Source organism: Azoarcus sp. CIB, assembly GCF_001190925.1.
In the GTDB taxonomy this organism is placed as follows: Bacteria; Pseudomonadota; Gammaproteobacteria; order Burkholderiales; family Rhodocyclaceae; genus Aromatoleum.
Window position 1 is genome coordinate 3,765,285 of the sequence record NZ_CP011072.1, and the last position, 14,951, is coordinate 3,780,235.

Here is a 14,951-nt window from a genome sequence, read left to right on the forward strand (position 1 = left end):
GCTCAGGCCTTCTGCGTGCCTTGCGCGCCGGCCCCAGAGCCGGAATTGTAGTTACTAAGGCGGTCCAGCGGAATCCCGCAGCCGAGGCGGGCCTCGATCAGTTGCAGCAGCGGCATCAGCGCGGCGACCGCCGCCGGCAGCTGCGCGTCGATCTCCGCAGCGTCGCCGGCGCGGATCTGGCCGAGCAGCTGGTCGATGCTCACGACCTGCCTGAGCAGTCGATCGACCGCGTCCTGGGTGACCTCGCCCTGGTCGCCCACCACGCGGTTTCCGCCCGCCTGCCGTCCCGCCTGGGCACGCTTCACGGCCATGCCGATCAGCTCGCTGACACTTTGCGCTTCGTCCACCGACGAGCTTGCAACGCCTATCGTCACGCTGATGCGGATACGATCCTCGCGGTAGGTCATCACCAGCTTTTCCACCGCCTGCTGCATGCGCAGCGCGAAGGCGCAGATGCCCGCGAGATCGGTGCTGGGTGACAGCACGACGAACTGCGAGGGCGCGATCTGGGTGACGGTATCCTCCTTGCGCACCCGCGTTGCCAGGATGCCCGACAGCTTACGCCCGACGAGCTGGGCGACGTGGGCGCCGTAGGTCGTGATCAGCTGGTCGTAGCGATCGATCTCCACGAGCATCGCGCTGAGGTCGGCCTGATGCCGGCGGGCCAGCGCCAGCTCCTGTTCGCCGCGCCAGGTCATGTAGGACTCGGTGACGAGTCCCGACACGGGGTCGACCGGGCTCTGCTTAGCCAATGCGGCCCTGCTCTCCTCCAGTTCGCGCCGTGTCTGGGCAAGACGCGTCAGCGAATCGAGGCGCGCCAGAAGCTCCGTCGCTCCGATGCCCTTGGTGATGAAATCGTTGGCCCCCAGCTGGCGGGCGCGTTCGCGCACGGCATCGTCTTCCTCACCGGAAATGACGATCACCGGGAGCTCCTGGATACGCGACACCTTGGAGGCCCGGATGCGCTGGAGCAGCCCATAACCGTCGAGCTGGGGCATCCCGATGTCGCTGAGGACGAGCTGGATGGACGGGTCGACGAGCAATGCCTGCCAGCCGGCTTCGCCGTCGGCCTCCTCGCGGAATTCGAACCGCCCGCGGATGAGTTTGACGATGGAGGCCCGCACCATGCGCGAGTCGTCGACGATCAGCACCTTGGGTAGCGGCTGATTTTCCTGTTCGCTCATGGCCGGAATCTCCCCTTGCCGCTTCAGACGCCGATCCGCACGACCGTACGCCCCTTGATCGCACCCTTGATATACGCGTCGAAGGCGTCCGGCAGCTCGTCGAGCGTGATGGTGCGCGTCACGGCCGCAAGATGGCGCGGCTTGAGGTCGGTCGCGAGACGATCCCACACGCGCTGACGGATCGGGAAGCCGATGTAGCCCGAATCGATGCCGAGCAGGCTCACGCCGCGCAGGATGAAGGGGAACACCGTGGTGTTCAGGTTGAAGCTCGCCGCATTGCCGATGCTCGCTACGGTGCCGGCTTGCTTCATCGTCGCCAGCACCCAGTGCAGGATCTGGCCGCCGACATTATCGACCGCGCCGGCCCACTGGGCGGCCTCGAGCGGACGCACCTTGTCGAGGTCGATCGTGCTGCGCAGCTTCACCTCCGCCGCGCCGAGCATCTTCAGATAGTCGCTTTCGACTTCCTTCCCGGTGAGCGCGACGACGTGGTAGCCGAGCCGCGCAAGCATGTCGATGGCAAGGCCGCCGACGCCGCCGGTGGCGCCGGTCACGATGACCGGCCCGTTAGCCGGCGCGAGACCGTTGTCCTCCATGCGCACGACGCCCAGCGCCGCCGTGAACCCGGCGGTGCCCAGCGCCATCGCCTCGAACAGGTCCAGCCCCTGCGGCAGGGGCACGACCCAGCCCGCCGGTACGCGGGCGTACTCGGCATAGCCGCCGTGATGCGCTACGCCGATATCGAAACTGGTAGCGATGACCTTGTCGCCTGCCTTGAAGCGCGCGTCGGCACTCTCGACGACCTCGCCGCTCATGTCGATGCCGCCGACGCACGGAAAGCGGCGGATGATCTTGCCGGCACCGGTCGCGGCGAGGGCATCCTTGTAGTTGATGCTGGAGTAATGGACCCGGATCAGGACTTCGCCTGCATCCAGATTCGCCGCGTCGAGAGTCGCCATACCGCTGACGATCTTCTTGTTTTCGTCCTGATCGATCAGAAAAGCCTTGAAGGGTGTATTCACTTGCGCTCTACTCCTCTCTCGTCGGGACGCGACACCGTGCCGCGCTTTTTGCGCCGATTATAGCCAAATAGCCGCACGCCACCCCGGCAAATGGCATCCGCTCTTCATTTCGTCCGATCCGCTGCCGATAATTCCGACATCAGCCTGGTCCCGACCCTCATGGCCTTCATCGACACCCCGCTCGCATCGGTCGACGCCTATGTCGAATTCGTATCGGCACAGGATGTGCCCGTGCTGCGCCGGACCGTCCGGGAATTCGAAGCCCTCGCGGCGCACGACTCGACCGGCGCCAGGCACGTGGCGGCCGCCGTGCTCGCGGATCCGTTGATGACGATGAAGCTGCTGACGACGCTGCAAGCCCGACGCGGCGCGAGGCAGAATCACGACATCACGACCGTCGAGCGGGCGATCATGATGATGGGGCTGACGCCGTTCTTCGAAACCTTTTCCGGCATGAGCACGGTGGAGGAGCGCCTGGCAGCGCATCCGCAGGCACTGGTCGGCGTGCTCAAGTCCATCGGCCGCGCACGCCGCGCGGCGCACTTCGCGCGCGACTGGGCCATTCTCCGCCACGACCTCGATGTCGACGAGATCATGGTAGCGGCGCTGCTGACCGACGCCGTCGAGATCATGTGCTGGACCTTCGCGCCGGCGATGACCCTGCGGGTATTCGAAATGCAGCGCGCAAACCGCTGGTTGCGGCGGAGCGAGGCGCAACGCACCGTCTTCGGCGCCACCGCGCTGGAGATACAGGAAGCGCTGGTGCGCGCCTGGAATCTGCCCGAACTGCTCATCACCCTGATGGATGCGGACCAGGCGGACAATCCGCGCGTGCGCAACGTGCGGCTGGCGGCGGACCTTGCACGGCACCTGCAGACGGGCTGGGACAACGACGCCCTGCCCGACGACATCGCGGAAGTGGGCAAGCTCGTCCACATGAGCCCGGAACAGCTGCTCACGCGCCTTGGGACCCCGGCCGAAGAACTCCACCGCTTTTTCCCGCCGGCGACCTGAGCCGCCCGCGTGCCGTCACCACAGCCGGCTTGCCGCAAATTGCGTATATCATGCTGCGGCAACAAGGGGAGATATAACTATGAGCATATCCGCTGCCGTCGCGCTGGGCGCATTGGTCATCGCCCTGCTGTATGCGATCGTCGTCTATAACGGCCTCGTCCGGCTCAAGCACAATATTGCCAAGGCATGGGCCAACATCGACGTGCTGCTGAAGCAACGGCACGACGAATTGCCCAAACTCGTCGAGGTCTGCAAGCAATACAAGCAGTTCGAGCAGGAAACGCTGCAGCGGGTCACCGAAGCGCGCGCGCGCGTCGCCAGCGCGCGCGAACATCAGGACGTCGCAGCGCTCGGCAAGGCGGAAGGGATGCTGCGAGCCGGACTGGGGCAGATCTTCGCCGTCGCCGAAGCCTACCCCGAGCTGCGCGCCAATGAGCACTTCATGCAATTGCAGACGCGCATCACCGCCCTCGAGAACGGCATCGCCGACCGCCGCGAGTGGTACAACGAGGCGGTCAATCTGCTCAATGTACGCATCGAGCAATTCCCCGACGTCTTCGTCGCCCGCATGTTCCAGTTCGAACCCAGGCCTCTGCTCGAATTCGCGAGCGCCGAAAAGTCGGACGTCGACCTGAAGACCCTGTTCAGCACCTGACCGGACGGCCAACCGCCGTATGCTGACCCGCCTGCGCCGCGACATCGCGAACGTCACGCTGCCGACGCTGCATTTCCTCACCGTCGTGATCATGCTCAAGACCGCACCCGGCAAAGGTTGGGGTCTCGGCATCGGCGTTCTCGTCGCAAGCGGACTCGTCGGCTGGCTGCGCTCGCTCAGGGCGGCACGCATGATCTCCGACACGCCGACATCGCGCATTGCATCCGCCGCCCAAGGCTACGTCGAGCTGACCGGCCGCGGCCGCCCCTTTGACGGAACACCGCTGCTGTCGCCGGTAAACGGACTCCCCGTGCTCTGGTATCGCGTGGAAACCGAGCGCCGGCAGAGCGACGGCAAATGGCGCCATGTCTCCACCGACGAGAGCGACGCGTCCTTCCTGCTCGATGACGGCAGCGGCGTATGTGCCGTCGATCCCGAAGGCGCCGACATGATGGTCAGCCGGAAGGAAACCTACACGCAGGGCGATACGCGGCACACGCAATGGTGCCTGATCGACCGGGACCGCATCTATGTGCTCGGAGAATTCGCCACGCTCGGCAGCGTCGCGCCCGATTTCGACATCGGGTGCCAGACGCGCGAGCTACTGGATCACTGGAAATCGGACCGCAAGCGCCTGCTCGAACGTTTCGACCTCGACGGCGACGGCGAAATCGATCTCCGCGAATGGGAGCTGGCGCGAAGCCAGGCTCGCCGCGAAGTGACTAAACTGCGCGACGAGACCCTCTCCGCCCCGGAAGCGCACGTCGTACGAAAACCCGCATCGAAGTCGCTGTTCCTCGTTTCCGACCTCGACCCGAACCGGCTCGCCACGCGCTATCGCTGGTGGTCGGTGTATCACATCGCCGTATTCTTCGCGTCCGCTGCCGCTGCGGCGGCCTGGTTCAACAATGTCGGCGGCCTTGCGCGGTAGACTTCAGCCGGCGCGGCCCTCAAGCGCCTCCCAGCGCACCAGCGCATTCTCGATCTCCGCCTCGAGCTCGTCCAGACGCCCCTTGATGCGCGCCACCTCCTGCGGCGCCTGCTGATACAGCGCCGGGTCGGCCATCCTTGCATGCAATGCTGTTTGCTCCGCCTCCAGCGCGGCAATGCGGTCGGGCAAGGTGTCAAGTTCGCGCTTTTCGTTGAACGACAACTTCCCGCCCTTCGCAGCCGGCGCCTTCGGCGCGGACGGCGCTGCAGGTTTCGGGGTCGCAGCCCTCGTCTCCTCGGCCTCGCGCTCCGCCGCGGCCTGCTTCACCCGCTGCCAGTCTGCATACCCGCCGGCGTACTCGCCCCAGCGCCCGTCGCCCTCGGCAGCGATCACCTGGGTCACGACGTTGTCCAGGAACGCCCGATCGTGGCTGACGAGGAAAAGCGTGCCGTCGTAGTCCGCGAGCAGTTCCTCGAGCAGGTCGAGCGTCTCGATATCGAGGTCGTTGGTCGGCTCGTCCAGCACCAGCACGTTCGCGGGCCGTGCGAACAACCGCGCGAGGAGCAGCCGGTTGCGTTCGCCGCCCGACAGCGATTTCACCGGCGAGCGCGCGCGCTGCGGCGCGAACAGGAAATCGCCGAGGTAACCGATCACATGCTTGCGCTCGCCCCCGATCTCAACGAAGTCCGATCCCGGGCTGATCACCTCGGTCAGTGGCAGTTCCGGGTCGAGCTGGGCGCGCAGCTGGTCGAAATAAGCGACCGTCTGGCGCGTTCCGCGGCGCACAGTCCCCGAATCCGGACCAATCTCGCCGAGGATGAGTTTGAGCAGCGTGGTTTTCCCCGCTCCGTTCGGACCGATCAGGCCGACGCGGTCGCCGCGCATGATGCGCGTCGAAAAGTCGCGCACCACCACGCGATCGCCGAAACGCTTGGTGACGTCGGTCAGTTCCGCAACCATCTGGCCGCTCTGCTCGCCCTTGTCCACCGCGAGCTTGACGTTCCCCAGACCGTCGCGCCGGGCAGCGCGGTCGCGCCGCAAGGCCTCGAGCCGTCGCACGCGCCCTTCATTGCGAGTGCGACGGGCCTCGACACCCTTGCGTATCCACACCTCCTCCTGCGCCAAGACCTTGTCGAAGCGAGCGCTGGCTTTCGCCTCAGCCTCCAGCTCCTCGACCTTGCGCCGTTGGTAGTCGCCGAACTTGCCCGGGTAGCTGCTCAGCTTTCCGCGATCGAGCTCGACGATGCGCGTTGCAACGTTGTCGAGGAACACCCGGTCGTGGGTGATCACGACAACCGCGCCGCGGAACTCCCGGATCAGCGATTCGAGCCAGACGATGCCGTCGAGGTCAAGATGGTTGGTCGGTTCGTCGAGCAACAACAGATCCGGCTCCAAAACCAACGCCCGGGCCAAGGCCACGCGCTTGACTCCGCCCCCCGAAAGGCTGGACACCAGCGCATCGCCCGGAAGCGCGAGACGGACGATGATCTCGTCGACACGCTGGTTCAGCCGCCACGCGTCGGCCGCATCCACTTCGTGCTGCAGGGCATCGAGTCGCGCCAGGGCCTCTGCGCTCGCGAACTCAGCGACGGCATGCATCGCATCGTGATACTCGACGAGCAGGCGCGCTGCGTCGCCCAGTCCGTCCGCGATCGTCGCAAACACGTCGCGATCGAGGGCGAATTCCGCCTCCTGCGGCACATAGGCGACCTTGAGGCCGGACTGGCGCCACACCGTGCCGTCATCCAGCATTGCCTGGCCGGCCAGGGCCTTCAGCAGACTGGACTTGCCCGAACCGTTGCGGCCGATCAGCGCAACCCTTTCCCCCGCATCGAGCTGAAACTCGGCGCGGTCGAGTAGATCGACGTGACCATAGGCAAGGCAAGCGTTGTCGACGGAAAGAAGCGGCATGGGATGTTACTCGCGGTAAAGGATTCGCATTTTAGCGGTCTGTTAAGATGCAAGGCTCGCCCGATTTTTGCGCACTGCAACATCACATGACCGCGACCACACGAATGGAGACCGGATGGATCGACTGCTGGAACGCCTGGATACCCCCGAATGCGACGAACTCGCACAGTGGAAGGACCTGATCGGCCAGCTGCGCCCACCCAGTGCCGGCGATGCCGCGGGTGCGGAATCCAGGCTACGGCAGCTCATCGATACGCTCAAGGCGCGTCCGGAGCTGCGCCGGCGCCTGAACGCGGCGTTCCGCCGGCTGTTCCGCGAGCACAAGCAGGTGTCGCTCTACGCTTCGTCCGGACTGCTTCCGTCGACCGGTTTCTTCTCCGAAACGGCACGCCGCCTCTCCGGGCGGCTGCTTCCCGACTACCTCGACACTGCCTACATGAAGGACGTGCTCGCCCTGCTGTTCTGGCGCGGCGACGACGAAGTGTGGGTCAACGCCGTCGCCGACCAACTGTGGTGCGAGCTGATCTGCACCGTCCTCGGGGACGAGGCGCCCGCATCGGAAACCGACAGCCGCACCCTGCCCGAAGGAATCGCCGAAATTCTCGAGGCGCTTCGTGTGCTGTCCTATCACGTCAGCGCGATCGGCCTGGACCCCGAGTTCATCCGTATCGATCCTGAACTCGAAGAACACGAATCGGCCTTTCTCGCGCAGAACGCCGAGCTGATCGCCTACATCCGCAATTACGCGCAGTGGTGGGAAACACCGGCGACACTCGTGGAGGACGAGAGGCACGTCCAGGTCATGCTCGACCAGTGCGAGGAAGCCCTGCTGCGCATTCGCCGGCGCGCCACCAAGCTCGGCACCAGCCTCACCCTGACCTTCAAGCTCGAACGCCTGCGCCAGCACCTCCGACGCATAGCACGCCTGCTGCGCCTGCTTGCAGGACTGCGACAACGCCGCATGCTCGCGGACGTGGCGCCCGAGATCGTCGATCTCTTCAAGGAGCTTGTCCGCTCCGAATGCCGCAAACACCGCCTCTCCGACTATCTCGGCAAGAACATCGAATTGCTTTCGCTACGCATGACCGAGAGCGCGGGCAAGACTGGCGAACGCTACATCACGACCTCCCGCCGCGAATACTTCGGCATGCTGCAGTCCGCCGCATTGGGCGGACTGATCATCGCCTGCATGGCCGCCTTCAAGCTCGTGCTCGCAAAGCTCGGCCACGCGCCGCTCACGTCCGCCCTGAGTTTCTGCCTCAATTACGGCATCGGCTTCGTCATCATCCACATCATCGGCGGCACCGTTGCCACCAAACAGCCGGCCATGACGGCCAACGCGATCGCCGCGTCGATCGGCGAGACCCAAGGGAAGGGTCGGGATCTTGACAACCTGGTCGACCTGATTGCCCGGACGGTGCGCAGCCAGCTCGCTGCAATCATCGGCAACGTCGGTGTGGCAATCCCCGCCGCGATGGTGATCGCACTTGTCGTTCACGCCACTACCGGCGCCAATTTCGTGTCGCCGGAAAAAGCGCTTACGCTGCTGGACGAGATCGATCCAGCCGGGGGCGCTGTGTTCTTTGCCGCAATCGCCGGCGTCTGTCTCTTCCTCTCCGGTCTCATCGCCGGCTATTACGACAACCTGTGCGCCTATGCACGCATTCCGGAGCGTCTCCTGCAGCTGCGCTGGCCGCGTCGCCTCCTCGGCGCACACCGCATGGAGCGCATCGCCCGCTACGTCGAGAACAACCTCGGGGCGCTCGCTGGCAACTTCTTTTTCGGCTTCCTGCTCGGTGGCGTCACCGCAGTGGGCGTGCTGTTCGGTCTCCCCCTCGACATCCGCCACATCGCCTTCTCCTCCGCCTATGTCGGGTACGCCAGCGCAGGCCTCGATTTCGCCCTGGGTTGGCAAGCCGCCGCCCTCGCCGCCTGCGGCATTGTGCTGATCGGCCTCACCAATCTGGGCGTCAGCTTCTCCCTGACGCTATACGTGGCGATGCGTGCGCGCCGGATCACCTTCGCCCAGGGCCGCACCCTGGTCTGGATGACCCTTAGGCGCTTCCTCTCGCGCCCTCGGGACTTTCTGTTTCCACCGCGCAACGAGCGTACCGAGATGACGCCCGAACGCGACGCCGAACCGAAGCCGCACGCTGCGATCGACCCCTGAGCGCCCATACCGGTTACGCGCCGCACTTGGTGCGCGGCGCGCAACCGGATAGAATTGCGCGCCCCTCCCTGTAGTTCAATGGATAGAACGAGCGCCTCCTAAGCGCTAGATGTGAGTTCGATTCTCGCCGGGGGGACCAGGATCACTGGACATCCGTCAGCAAAGCACGAAGGTGCGAGACGGGAATCGCGTAGGTGATTCCAGACGGCGCACTCAACGCGTTCTCCTTCGTACCTTTCACAAAAACCATATTCACGATGCCGAGCACCTCACCAGTGTCCGGGTCGAACACCGGGCTGCCGCTATTGCCCGGATATGCCGTTGCATCGAGCTGATAGACACGGAACGTGTCCCCTGCGAGTCGCCGGATCAACGCCGGATTGAGTTGGCGGGAATTCGCCTGCGGAATGCCGATCGGCGTCACTGCGGCGATGATGCCCCGGTGCGTGACCGGAGTGAGTCCCAGTGCGCTGCCGATCGGGAACCCCATGAATGCAATCGGCTGGCCTTCGGCAACGAAACTTGCATCGGCGAGCGGCAAGGCGGGCAGGGGCTGGCCGTCGAGCCGCAGGACAGCAAGATCGGTATTCGGGTCGACCGCCGCCTTCGCAACCTTGCGGATGGCGCTTTGTGAGGCACCCGGCACGACGACGACCAGGGACTCCAACTGATCATCTGAAACCGGCAACGACACGACATGTGCATTGGTCGCGACAAGGCGACCACTTCCGACTGCGAATCCCGTGCCCAGGAATCGGAATTGCGGGGAACGCGTCCGCTGAAACGTTCCCACGGCAACCACCGAGGGCTTCAGTCGCGGCAGCACTTCGACGAGACCTGCGACCGCCAGGCGCGGAACGGGGATGGCAGTACAAAGCACGACAAGCGACATCCACGCACCACACAACGCGGGATACCAGGCTCTTTTCACGAACCTCCCCCGCGGTCGCTGACGAGTTGCAAAGCAGGCGCGGCCGGGCTCGGCTCCGTGATACGGCTGTCGTATGCATGCTTGCGCCGCTGCATGAAGGCCAGGATACGCGCAACGTAGGCCTGCGTTTCGGCGTACGGCGGCACCCCCCGATAGCGATCGACGGCACGCTCGCCGGCGTTGTATCCGGCCGCAGCCATGGCAATGTCCCCGCGGAAATAGGCAAGGAGCCAACGCAGATACGCTAGACCGCCCCGGATATTCTCCTCGGGGTCGAAGGGTTTTCGCACGTTGAAGCGCGCCGCGGTATCCGGGATCAGCTGCATCACCCCCATCGCATTCTTCGGCGAAACTGCTTCCGCGTTGAGGTTCGACTCGGTCAGTGCAATCGCGAGCGCGAGTCTCGGGCTGATCGCGTATTCGGCGGAGAGATCGACCACGAGTCGCGCCAGTTGCTTGCGCTGCGCCGACAGTGCGGCGATGTGCGCTTCGGCACTCCAGCCCGGATCCAGCGACTCATCGGGGGGAGGCTGCAGACAGTCAGGCACGGCCCCAACATATTCGCCGGTGAATCGGCGCATCTGATCGGCCTGCGGATGCCCGAAAAATGCGGCCATCGCAAACAGCGTTCCCGCATAGGCGTCATTGCGGTCCAAGCCCCGCCCGTTGGCGTACATCCAGCCGAGCGAATACATCGCCTCGACATTGCCCAGACGCGCAGACTCGCAATACAGCGCGGCAGCCCTTGCAGGTTCGCGTTCCACCCCCTCACCGTGCTCATGGGCCACCGCAAGCTCCGCCAGGTAGCGCGCGTGATCTACGAAAACTGCCTCAACGGCGGGCCCCGCCAACTCGACAGGATCGCCCTTCGCAGCAATCGACGCGTGCGATCCGGCGGCAAGCAATGCGGCCCCCAGCAAATGAAGGCTTCGGCTTACATACAATCCACGCCTCATCATGGCCTCCCGCATGGCACACCGCTAGCGAAATGCGACCGCTCCCGCTACAGCCGCCAGACAGATACCCCGGACGCCGCCATCGCGTCGCGGTCATACGCCGACTTCACATCGACGAAAATACCGTTCGGCAACAATCTTTCGGTGATCTTCGTGAGCGGCATTTCCAGGTACGCCTTGTGCGAGACCGCTGCAACCACGGCCGTCGCGCGCGGCAGCTCCTCCCAGGACACAAGGGCCTCGCCATACTCATGCTCGGCCTCCGACGATGTGGCAACGGCATCATGGACATGCACCCTGCAGCCGAAACTGCGCAGCTCCCGGATCACGTCGATGACCTTGCTGTTGCGCAGATCGGGACAATTTTCCTTGAAGGTGAGCCCCAGTACGATGACGTCGCAGCCTCGAACCGGATGCCCCGCCTGAATCATCTGCTTGACGGTCTGTTCGGCAACGTACTTGCCCATCCCGTCATTGATACGCCGTCCAGCCAGGATCACGTCCGAGTGGTAACCCAGCATTTCCGCCTTGTGCGTCAGGTAGTAGGGATCGACGCCGATGCAGTGTCCCCCGACGAGGCCCGGACGGAACGGCAGGAAGTTCCACTTCGTCCCTGCGGCTTCGAGCACCTCGAGCGTGTCGATTCCAATCTTGTGAAAGATCACCGCCAGTTCGTTCATCAATGCGATGTTGAGGTCCCGCTGCGTGTTCTCGATGACCTTCGCCGCCTCTGCGACCTTGATCGAGCTTGCAGCATAGACCCCTGCGGTAATGATCGCCCCGTAGACCTCGCGAACCTTCGCCAGTGTCGCGGGCGTATCCCCCGATACCACTTTCGCGATCTTCGTGACCGTGCGCTCCTTATCGCCCGGATTGATGCGCTCCGGAGAGTAGCCGACGAAAAAGCCGTCCTTCCACTTCAGGCCGGATTCACGCTCGATGATCGGGATGCAGACTTCCTCGGTTGCACCGGGATACACCGTCGACTCGAATACGACGATCGCCCCTCGCTTCAGGTTCTGTCCGACAGTCCGCGATGCCCCGACCAGTGGCGAAAAATCGGGCTGGTGTGCCTCACCCACCGGTGTCGGTACTGCGACGACGACGAAATCCGCTTCGGCGATCACACCCGCATCCGCATGGCACGAGAGCATCGTCGCAGCGCGCAAATCCTCGCCTGAAACCTCACCGGTCGGATCGTAATACTCGCGATATGCTGCTACCTTGCTGGCCGAAAGATCAAACCCCAAGGTCTTGAACTTCTTCCCGAATTCAACGGCAAGCGGCAGGCCGACATAGCCCAGACCGATAACGGCGACCGTAGTCATGATTTGCACCCCAGACATAACCCAAAAAACATAATTCGGACAACTGACGCAATCATAGCTTCTCCTTCAGCGCCATGATCTCTGCACGCAGGGGACTGTTCTGCGGTAGCGACTGCAAAAGAGAATCCGCCTCTTTCGCCGCATCCTGCTTGCGACCAGCTTTCACATATGCTTTCGCGAGATTGAGACGCAGAGCCGGTGCAGTAGGCGCCAGAGTCACCGCCTTTCGGAGGTTCTCAATCCCGTTTTCCGGCTGGCCGCTATCGATTTGCAGTACACCTAAGGTCCCGAGGATATTGGGATCTTCCGGAGCCAACTTTACCGCCCGCTCAGCCAGCCCCATCGCTTTCGGATCCCTACGTTGGCCGGCGATCCACGCCAGATTGTTGAGGACTCGGGGCGTGTCCGGTTTAAGCTCATCGAGCTTTCTATAAAACTGTTCGGCCTCATCGAATCGCCGGGCAGCAAAAGCCCGCTCGGCAAGATAAGAACGCACCCGTACATCCTTCGGCTCCTGCCGCAACCATTCGGAAACCGATTTCTCAGCCTCTTTTTGCTTACCGGATTGAATCTGAACGGCATAGAGTTTGATCACCGTCTCTGCCGTCGGCCTGACACTGAACGATTTCCTGTAAGCGACGATCGCAGATGGGTAGTCCTTTGCGACAAGGTACAGATCGCCTTCCAGATTCCAACCAACGGGTGTCTTAGGCCTTTGCTTCTGTACCGTATGGGCAACCGCAATCGCCTCCTTGAGTCGCTGCGTTCCTGCAAGCAATGCGGCGAGTCGCTGCTGCGCATCGATCAAATCCGGCTTCAACCCGAGCGCCCGTCGCAAGGATTGCTCCGCGGCAGCGGAATCCTTGGCCAGTTGTTGTGCATCCGCGAGCCGGATCAACGGTGCCGGCAGTTTCGGCTGCAGACTCACCTGCTTGTTGAACGCAGTGATCGCCTGCTGGAGGTCACCCGCCAGCAACTGGCCTCGGCCCATCATCTCGTGCGCACGCGGATCATCCGGATGGGCGGCGATGACTTCCTGAGCGATCGAAATCGCCTTCTTCGCATCCCTCTGCCCCAAAGCCTCCGCGGCCAAGGCAAGTTTCGGCGTCGCTTCCGTGGGGTTCGCACGGCTGACGCGCTCGAGGGTTCCACGCACCTTGTCCGGGGCGGCACCGGTCGCCTTCTGCAGGTTCGCCAACAGGAGAGAAGCTGCGATGTTATCAGGATGCTTGGCGACGATTGCCTCGACACGCTCCAGCGCATCCTCAGGCTTCCTTTCCGCCAGATCCATGCGAGCGAGATTCACTGCAGCCGGCAGGTAATCGCTCTTGAGCGTAAGCGCTTTTTCAAACGAGAGCCTTGCGCTGGCGAGATCCCGCTTCGCAAGTGCGATTCCGCCTTGCAGCATGTAAGTACGGGGGTCATCCGGACGTCTTTCCTCGAGCCTGCGTTGCGCAGCAGCCGCCTTGTCGAGTTCGCCCTGTCGCAAATGCACCATCACCAACGCAAAATCGGCCGCTCCGGAACTCCCTTCGAGCGTCGAAGCGGTCTCGAGATCGCTCAAACCGGCCGCAGCGTCGCCCTCGAGCAGACGGGCCACCCCCAGCTGCGTGCGTGCCAGCTCGTCGGAAGGCCGCACGGCAACAAGCTTTTCATACGTTTCCGAGGCCGCATCCAGCTTGCCCTGGGCCAGCTGAATGCGCGCAGCCAGTTGCAGGCTTTCGGGATCTGGAGTCTTTACGGAAAGGAGGGGCTTGAGCGTTTCCATTGCCTTCTCGGGGTCACCTGCAGCAAGCTCCAATCGCGCAAGCCCCAACCGGGCGCTCCTGTTCTGAGGAACACGACCGACCACCATCGCCAGATGTTCGCGCGCAACGACATGCTCGTTCAGGCTGGCGTGAATCAAACCTGCCAGCAGACGTCCGGGCAGGTACTCGGGCGCCAATCGAATGGTCTCCGCAATGTGATCGCGAGCCGAAGCCGCCTTACTGCTTCGAAGGTCATGCAGCGCGAACAGATAGTGCGTGAGCGGGTGCTTCGGCGCGACCTTCTCCATCGCCGCAAGTCGCTCCGCAGCCGCACTCATGTCGCCGCGCTCAAGCAGCAACGAGATCAGTGCAAAGTGATATGCAACCGATGACGGGCGAAACTTCACCGCCTCGTGTAGCGCTGCGAGAGCGTCGTCGACCTGCTTCCGAGCAAGCAACACGTCAGCACGCAATGCGTGGGCATCGCCTGCCTCCGCCCCCCCCACGCCCCGGGCCAGCACGGCCTCAGCCTCCGCCAACGCACCGTCAACGTCTCCCGTCAGGTATTTCATACGGCCAAGGCCGATTCGAGCGGGAACGTCGTCCGCATTCGACGTCAACGCTGCTTCGAACGCCTCACGTGCCTTGGAAAAATCCTTACGTTCGAGATAGGCATCTCCGACGCTCGCCATGAGTTGGGCGTTCGCCACCGGATCCTGGAACTTGGTATCCCCAAATTCCTTGATGACCTGCTCGAACTGTCCCATCTGCACCATCGCACGCGCCAGAAGCGGGCTCACCTGTTCGACGGAACTGCCCAACTCCAACGCGCGACGAAAATCTTTCTCGGCGGCAGTCGAATTCCCCTGCCTGAGGTTCACGGCTCCGAGCAGGTATCGTGCTTCGGCGAGCTTCGGGTTTTCCTGCAACGCATTCTTGAGTTGAATGCTCGCTGCCTGGAGATCGTTATTTGCAAGATAATCGCGAGCCGAAGCCACCATGGAATCGGGGCTCGCGCCGCAGCCGGCAATCAAACCCGAAAACAGGAAGGCCAGCGCAACCTGCCGTCTGGACTGCGGGAAAAGCGTCGGACGGGACACG

Annotated in this window: 11 protein-coding genes and 1 tRNA gene; 5 read left to right on the forward strand and 7 right to left on the reverse strand. The window is 63.6% G+C overall.

From position 1 onward, the window contains the following. Positions 1-2 precede the first annotated feature (2 nt). Complete coding sequence (locus AzCIB_RS16785) at positions 3-1,184, reverse strand: GGDEF domain-containing response regulator (RefSeq protein WP_050416932.1); 1,182 nt, start codon at positions 1,182-1,184, stop codon at positions 3-5. A gap of 23 nt (positions 1,185-1,207) precedes the next feature. Beyond that, positions 1,208-2,206, reverse strand: coding sequence for an oxidoreductase (locus tag AzCIB_RS16790; protein ID WP_083447045.1), 999 nt, complete (start codon positions 2,204-2,206; stop codon positions 1,208-1,210). Between the two features lie 159 nt (positions 2,207-2,365). Here AzCIB_RS16790 and AzCIB_RS16795 point away from each other — a divergent pair, with 159 nt between their 5' ends. The 3 genes from AzCIB_RS16795 (at position 2,366) to AzCIB_RS16805 (ending at position 4,806) form a co-directional block, all read left to right on the forward strand. Beyond that, positions 2,366-3,220, forward strand: a complete 855-nt coding sequence (locus AzCIB_RS16795) for an HDOD domain-containing protein (RefSeq protein ID WP_050416933.1) — start codon at positions 2,366-2,368, stop codon at positions 3,218-3,220. 79 nt (positions 3,221-3,299) lie between these two features. Beyond that, positions 3,300-3,875: a LemA family protein gene (locus AzCIB_RS16800; protein WP_050416934.1), complete on the forward strand. Its 576-nt coding sequence runs from the start codon at positions 3,300-3,302 to the stop codon at positions 3,873-3,875. Positions 3,876-3,894: 19 nt separating this feature from the next. Next, a complete protein-coding gene (locus AzCIB_RS16805; protein ID WP_050416935.1) occupies positions 3,895-4,806 on the forward strand; it encodes a hypothetical protein in 912 nt (303 codons plus the stop codon). 3 nt (positions 4,807-4,809) lie between these two features. Here the strand turns inward: AzCIB_RS16805 and AzCIB_RS16810 are convergent, their stop codons facing one another. Beyond that, positions 4,810-6,717, reverse strand: a complete 1,908-nt coding sequence (locus tag AzCIB_RS16810; protein ID WP_050416936.1) for an ATP-binding cassette domain-containing protein — start codon at positions 6,715-6,717, stop codon at positions 4,810-4,812. Positions 6,718-6,832: 115 nt separating this feature from the next. On the opposite strand from AzCIB_RS16810, the gene AzCIB_RS16815 reads away from it, so the two are divergent. Both AzCIB_RS16815 and AzCIB_RS16820 read left to right on the forward strand, forming a co-directional pair. After that, on the forward strand, positions 6,833-8,887 hold the full coding sequence (locus AzCIB_RS16815; protein ID WP_050416937.1) for a site-specific recombinase: 2,055 nt from the start codon (positions 6,833-6,835) through the stop codon (positions 8,885-8,887). Between the two features lie 64 nt (positions 8,888-8,951). Continuing rightward, positions 8,952-9,026, forward strand: a tRNA-Arg gene (locus AzCIB_RS16820). Positions 9,027-9,029: 3 nt separating this feature from the next. Here AzCIB_RS16820 and AzCIB_RS16825 read toward each other — a convergent pair. From AzCIB_RS16825 to prsT, 4 genes are read right to left on the reverse strand one after another with little or no spacing between them, the layout of a single operon-like run. Next, on the reverse strand, positions 9,030-9,779 hold the full coding sequence (locus tag AzCIB_RS16825) for a S1 family peptidase (protein ID WP_050416938.1): 750 nt from the start codon (positions 9,777-9,779) through the stop codon (positions 9,030-9,032). A gap of 35 nt (positions 9,780-9,814) precedes the next feature. Further along, positions 9,815-10,789, reverse strand: a complete 975-nt coding sequence (locus AzCIB_RS16830; protein WP_232299248.1) for a lytic transglycosylase domain-containing protein — start codon at positions 10,787-10,789, stop codon at positions 9,815-9,817. 32 nt (positions 10,790-10,821) lie between these two features. Then, positions 10,822-12,102 (reverse strand): nucleotide sugar dehydrogenase, encoded by a 1,281-nt coding sequence (locus tag AzCIB_RS16835; protein ID WP_050416940.1) that lies wholly within the window; start codon positions 12,100-12,102, stop codon positions 10,822-10,824. 52 nt (positions 12,103-12,154) lie between these two features. Then, positions 12,155-14,950: an XrtA/PEP-CTERM system TPR-repeat protein PrsT gene (gene prsT, locus AzCIB_RS16840; protein ID WP_050416941.1), complete on the reverse strand. Its 2,796-nt coding sequence runs from the start codon at positions 14,948-14,950 to the stop codon at positions 12,155-12,157. Between the last annotated feature and the right edge of the window lies 1 nt (position 14,951).

Coding starts and splice junctions, on each gene's coding strand:
- AzCIB_RS16785 (WP_050416932.1), bottom strand. CDS start 1,184: ATGAGCGAACAGGAAAATCAGCCGCTACCCAAGGTGCTGATCGTCGAC.
- AzCIB_RS16795 (WP_050416933.1), top strand. CDS start 2,366: ATGGCCTTCATCGACACCCCGCTCGCATCGGTCGACGCCTATGTCGAA.
- AzCIB_RS16800 (WP_050416934.1), top strand. CDS start 3,300: ATGAGCATATCCGCTGCCGTCGCGCTGGGCGCATTGGTCATCGCCCTG.
- AzCIB_RS16805 (WP_050416935.1), top strand. CDS start 3,895: ATGCTGACCCGCCTGCGCCGCGACATCGCGAACGTCACGCTGCCGACG.
- AzCIB_RS16810 (WP_050416936.1), bottom strand. CDS start 6,717: ATGCCGCTTCTTTCCGTCGACAACGCTTGCCTTGCCTATGGTCACGTC.
- AzCIB_RS16815 (WP_050416937.1), top strand. CDS start 6,833: ATGGATCGACTGCTGGAACGCCTGGATACCCCCGAATGCGACGAACTC.
- AzCIB_RS16825 (WP_050416938.1), bottom strand. CDS start 9,779: ATGTCGCTTGTCGTGCTTTGTACTGCCATCCCCGTTCCGCGCCTGGCG.
- AzCIB_RS16830 (WP_232299248.1), bottom strand. CDS start 10,789: ATGCGGGAGGCCATGATGAGGCGTGGATTGTATGTAAGCCGAAGCCTT.
- AzCIB_RS16835 (WP_050416940.1), bottom strand. CDS start 12,102: ATGACTACGGTCGCCGTTATCGGTCTGGGCTATGTCGGCCTGCCGCTT.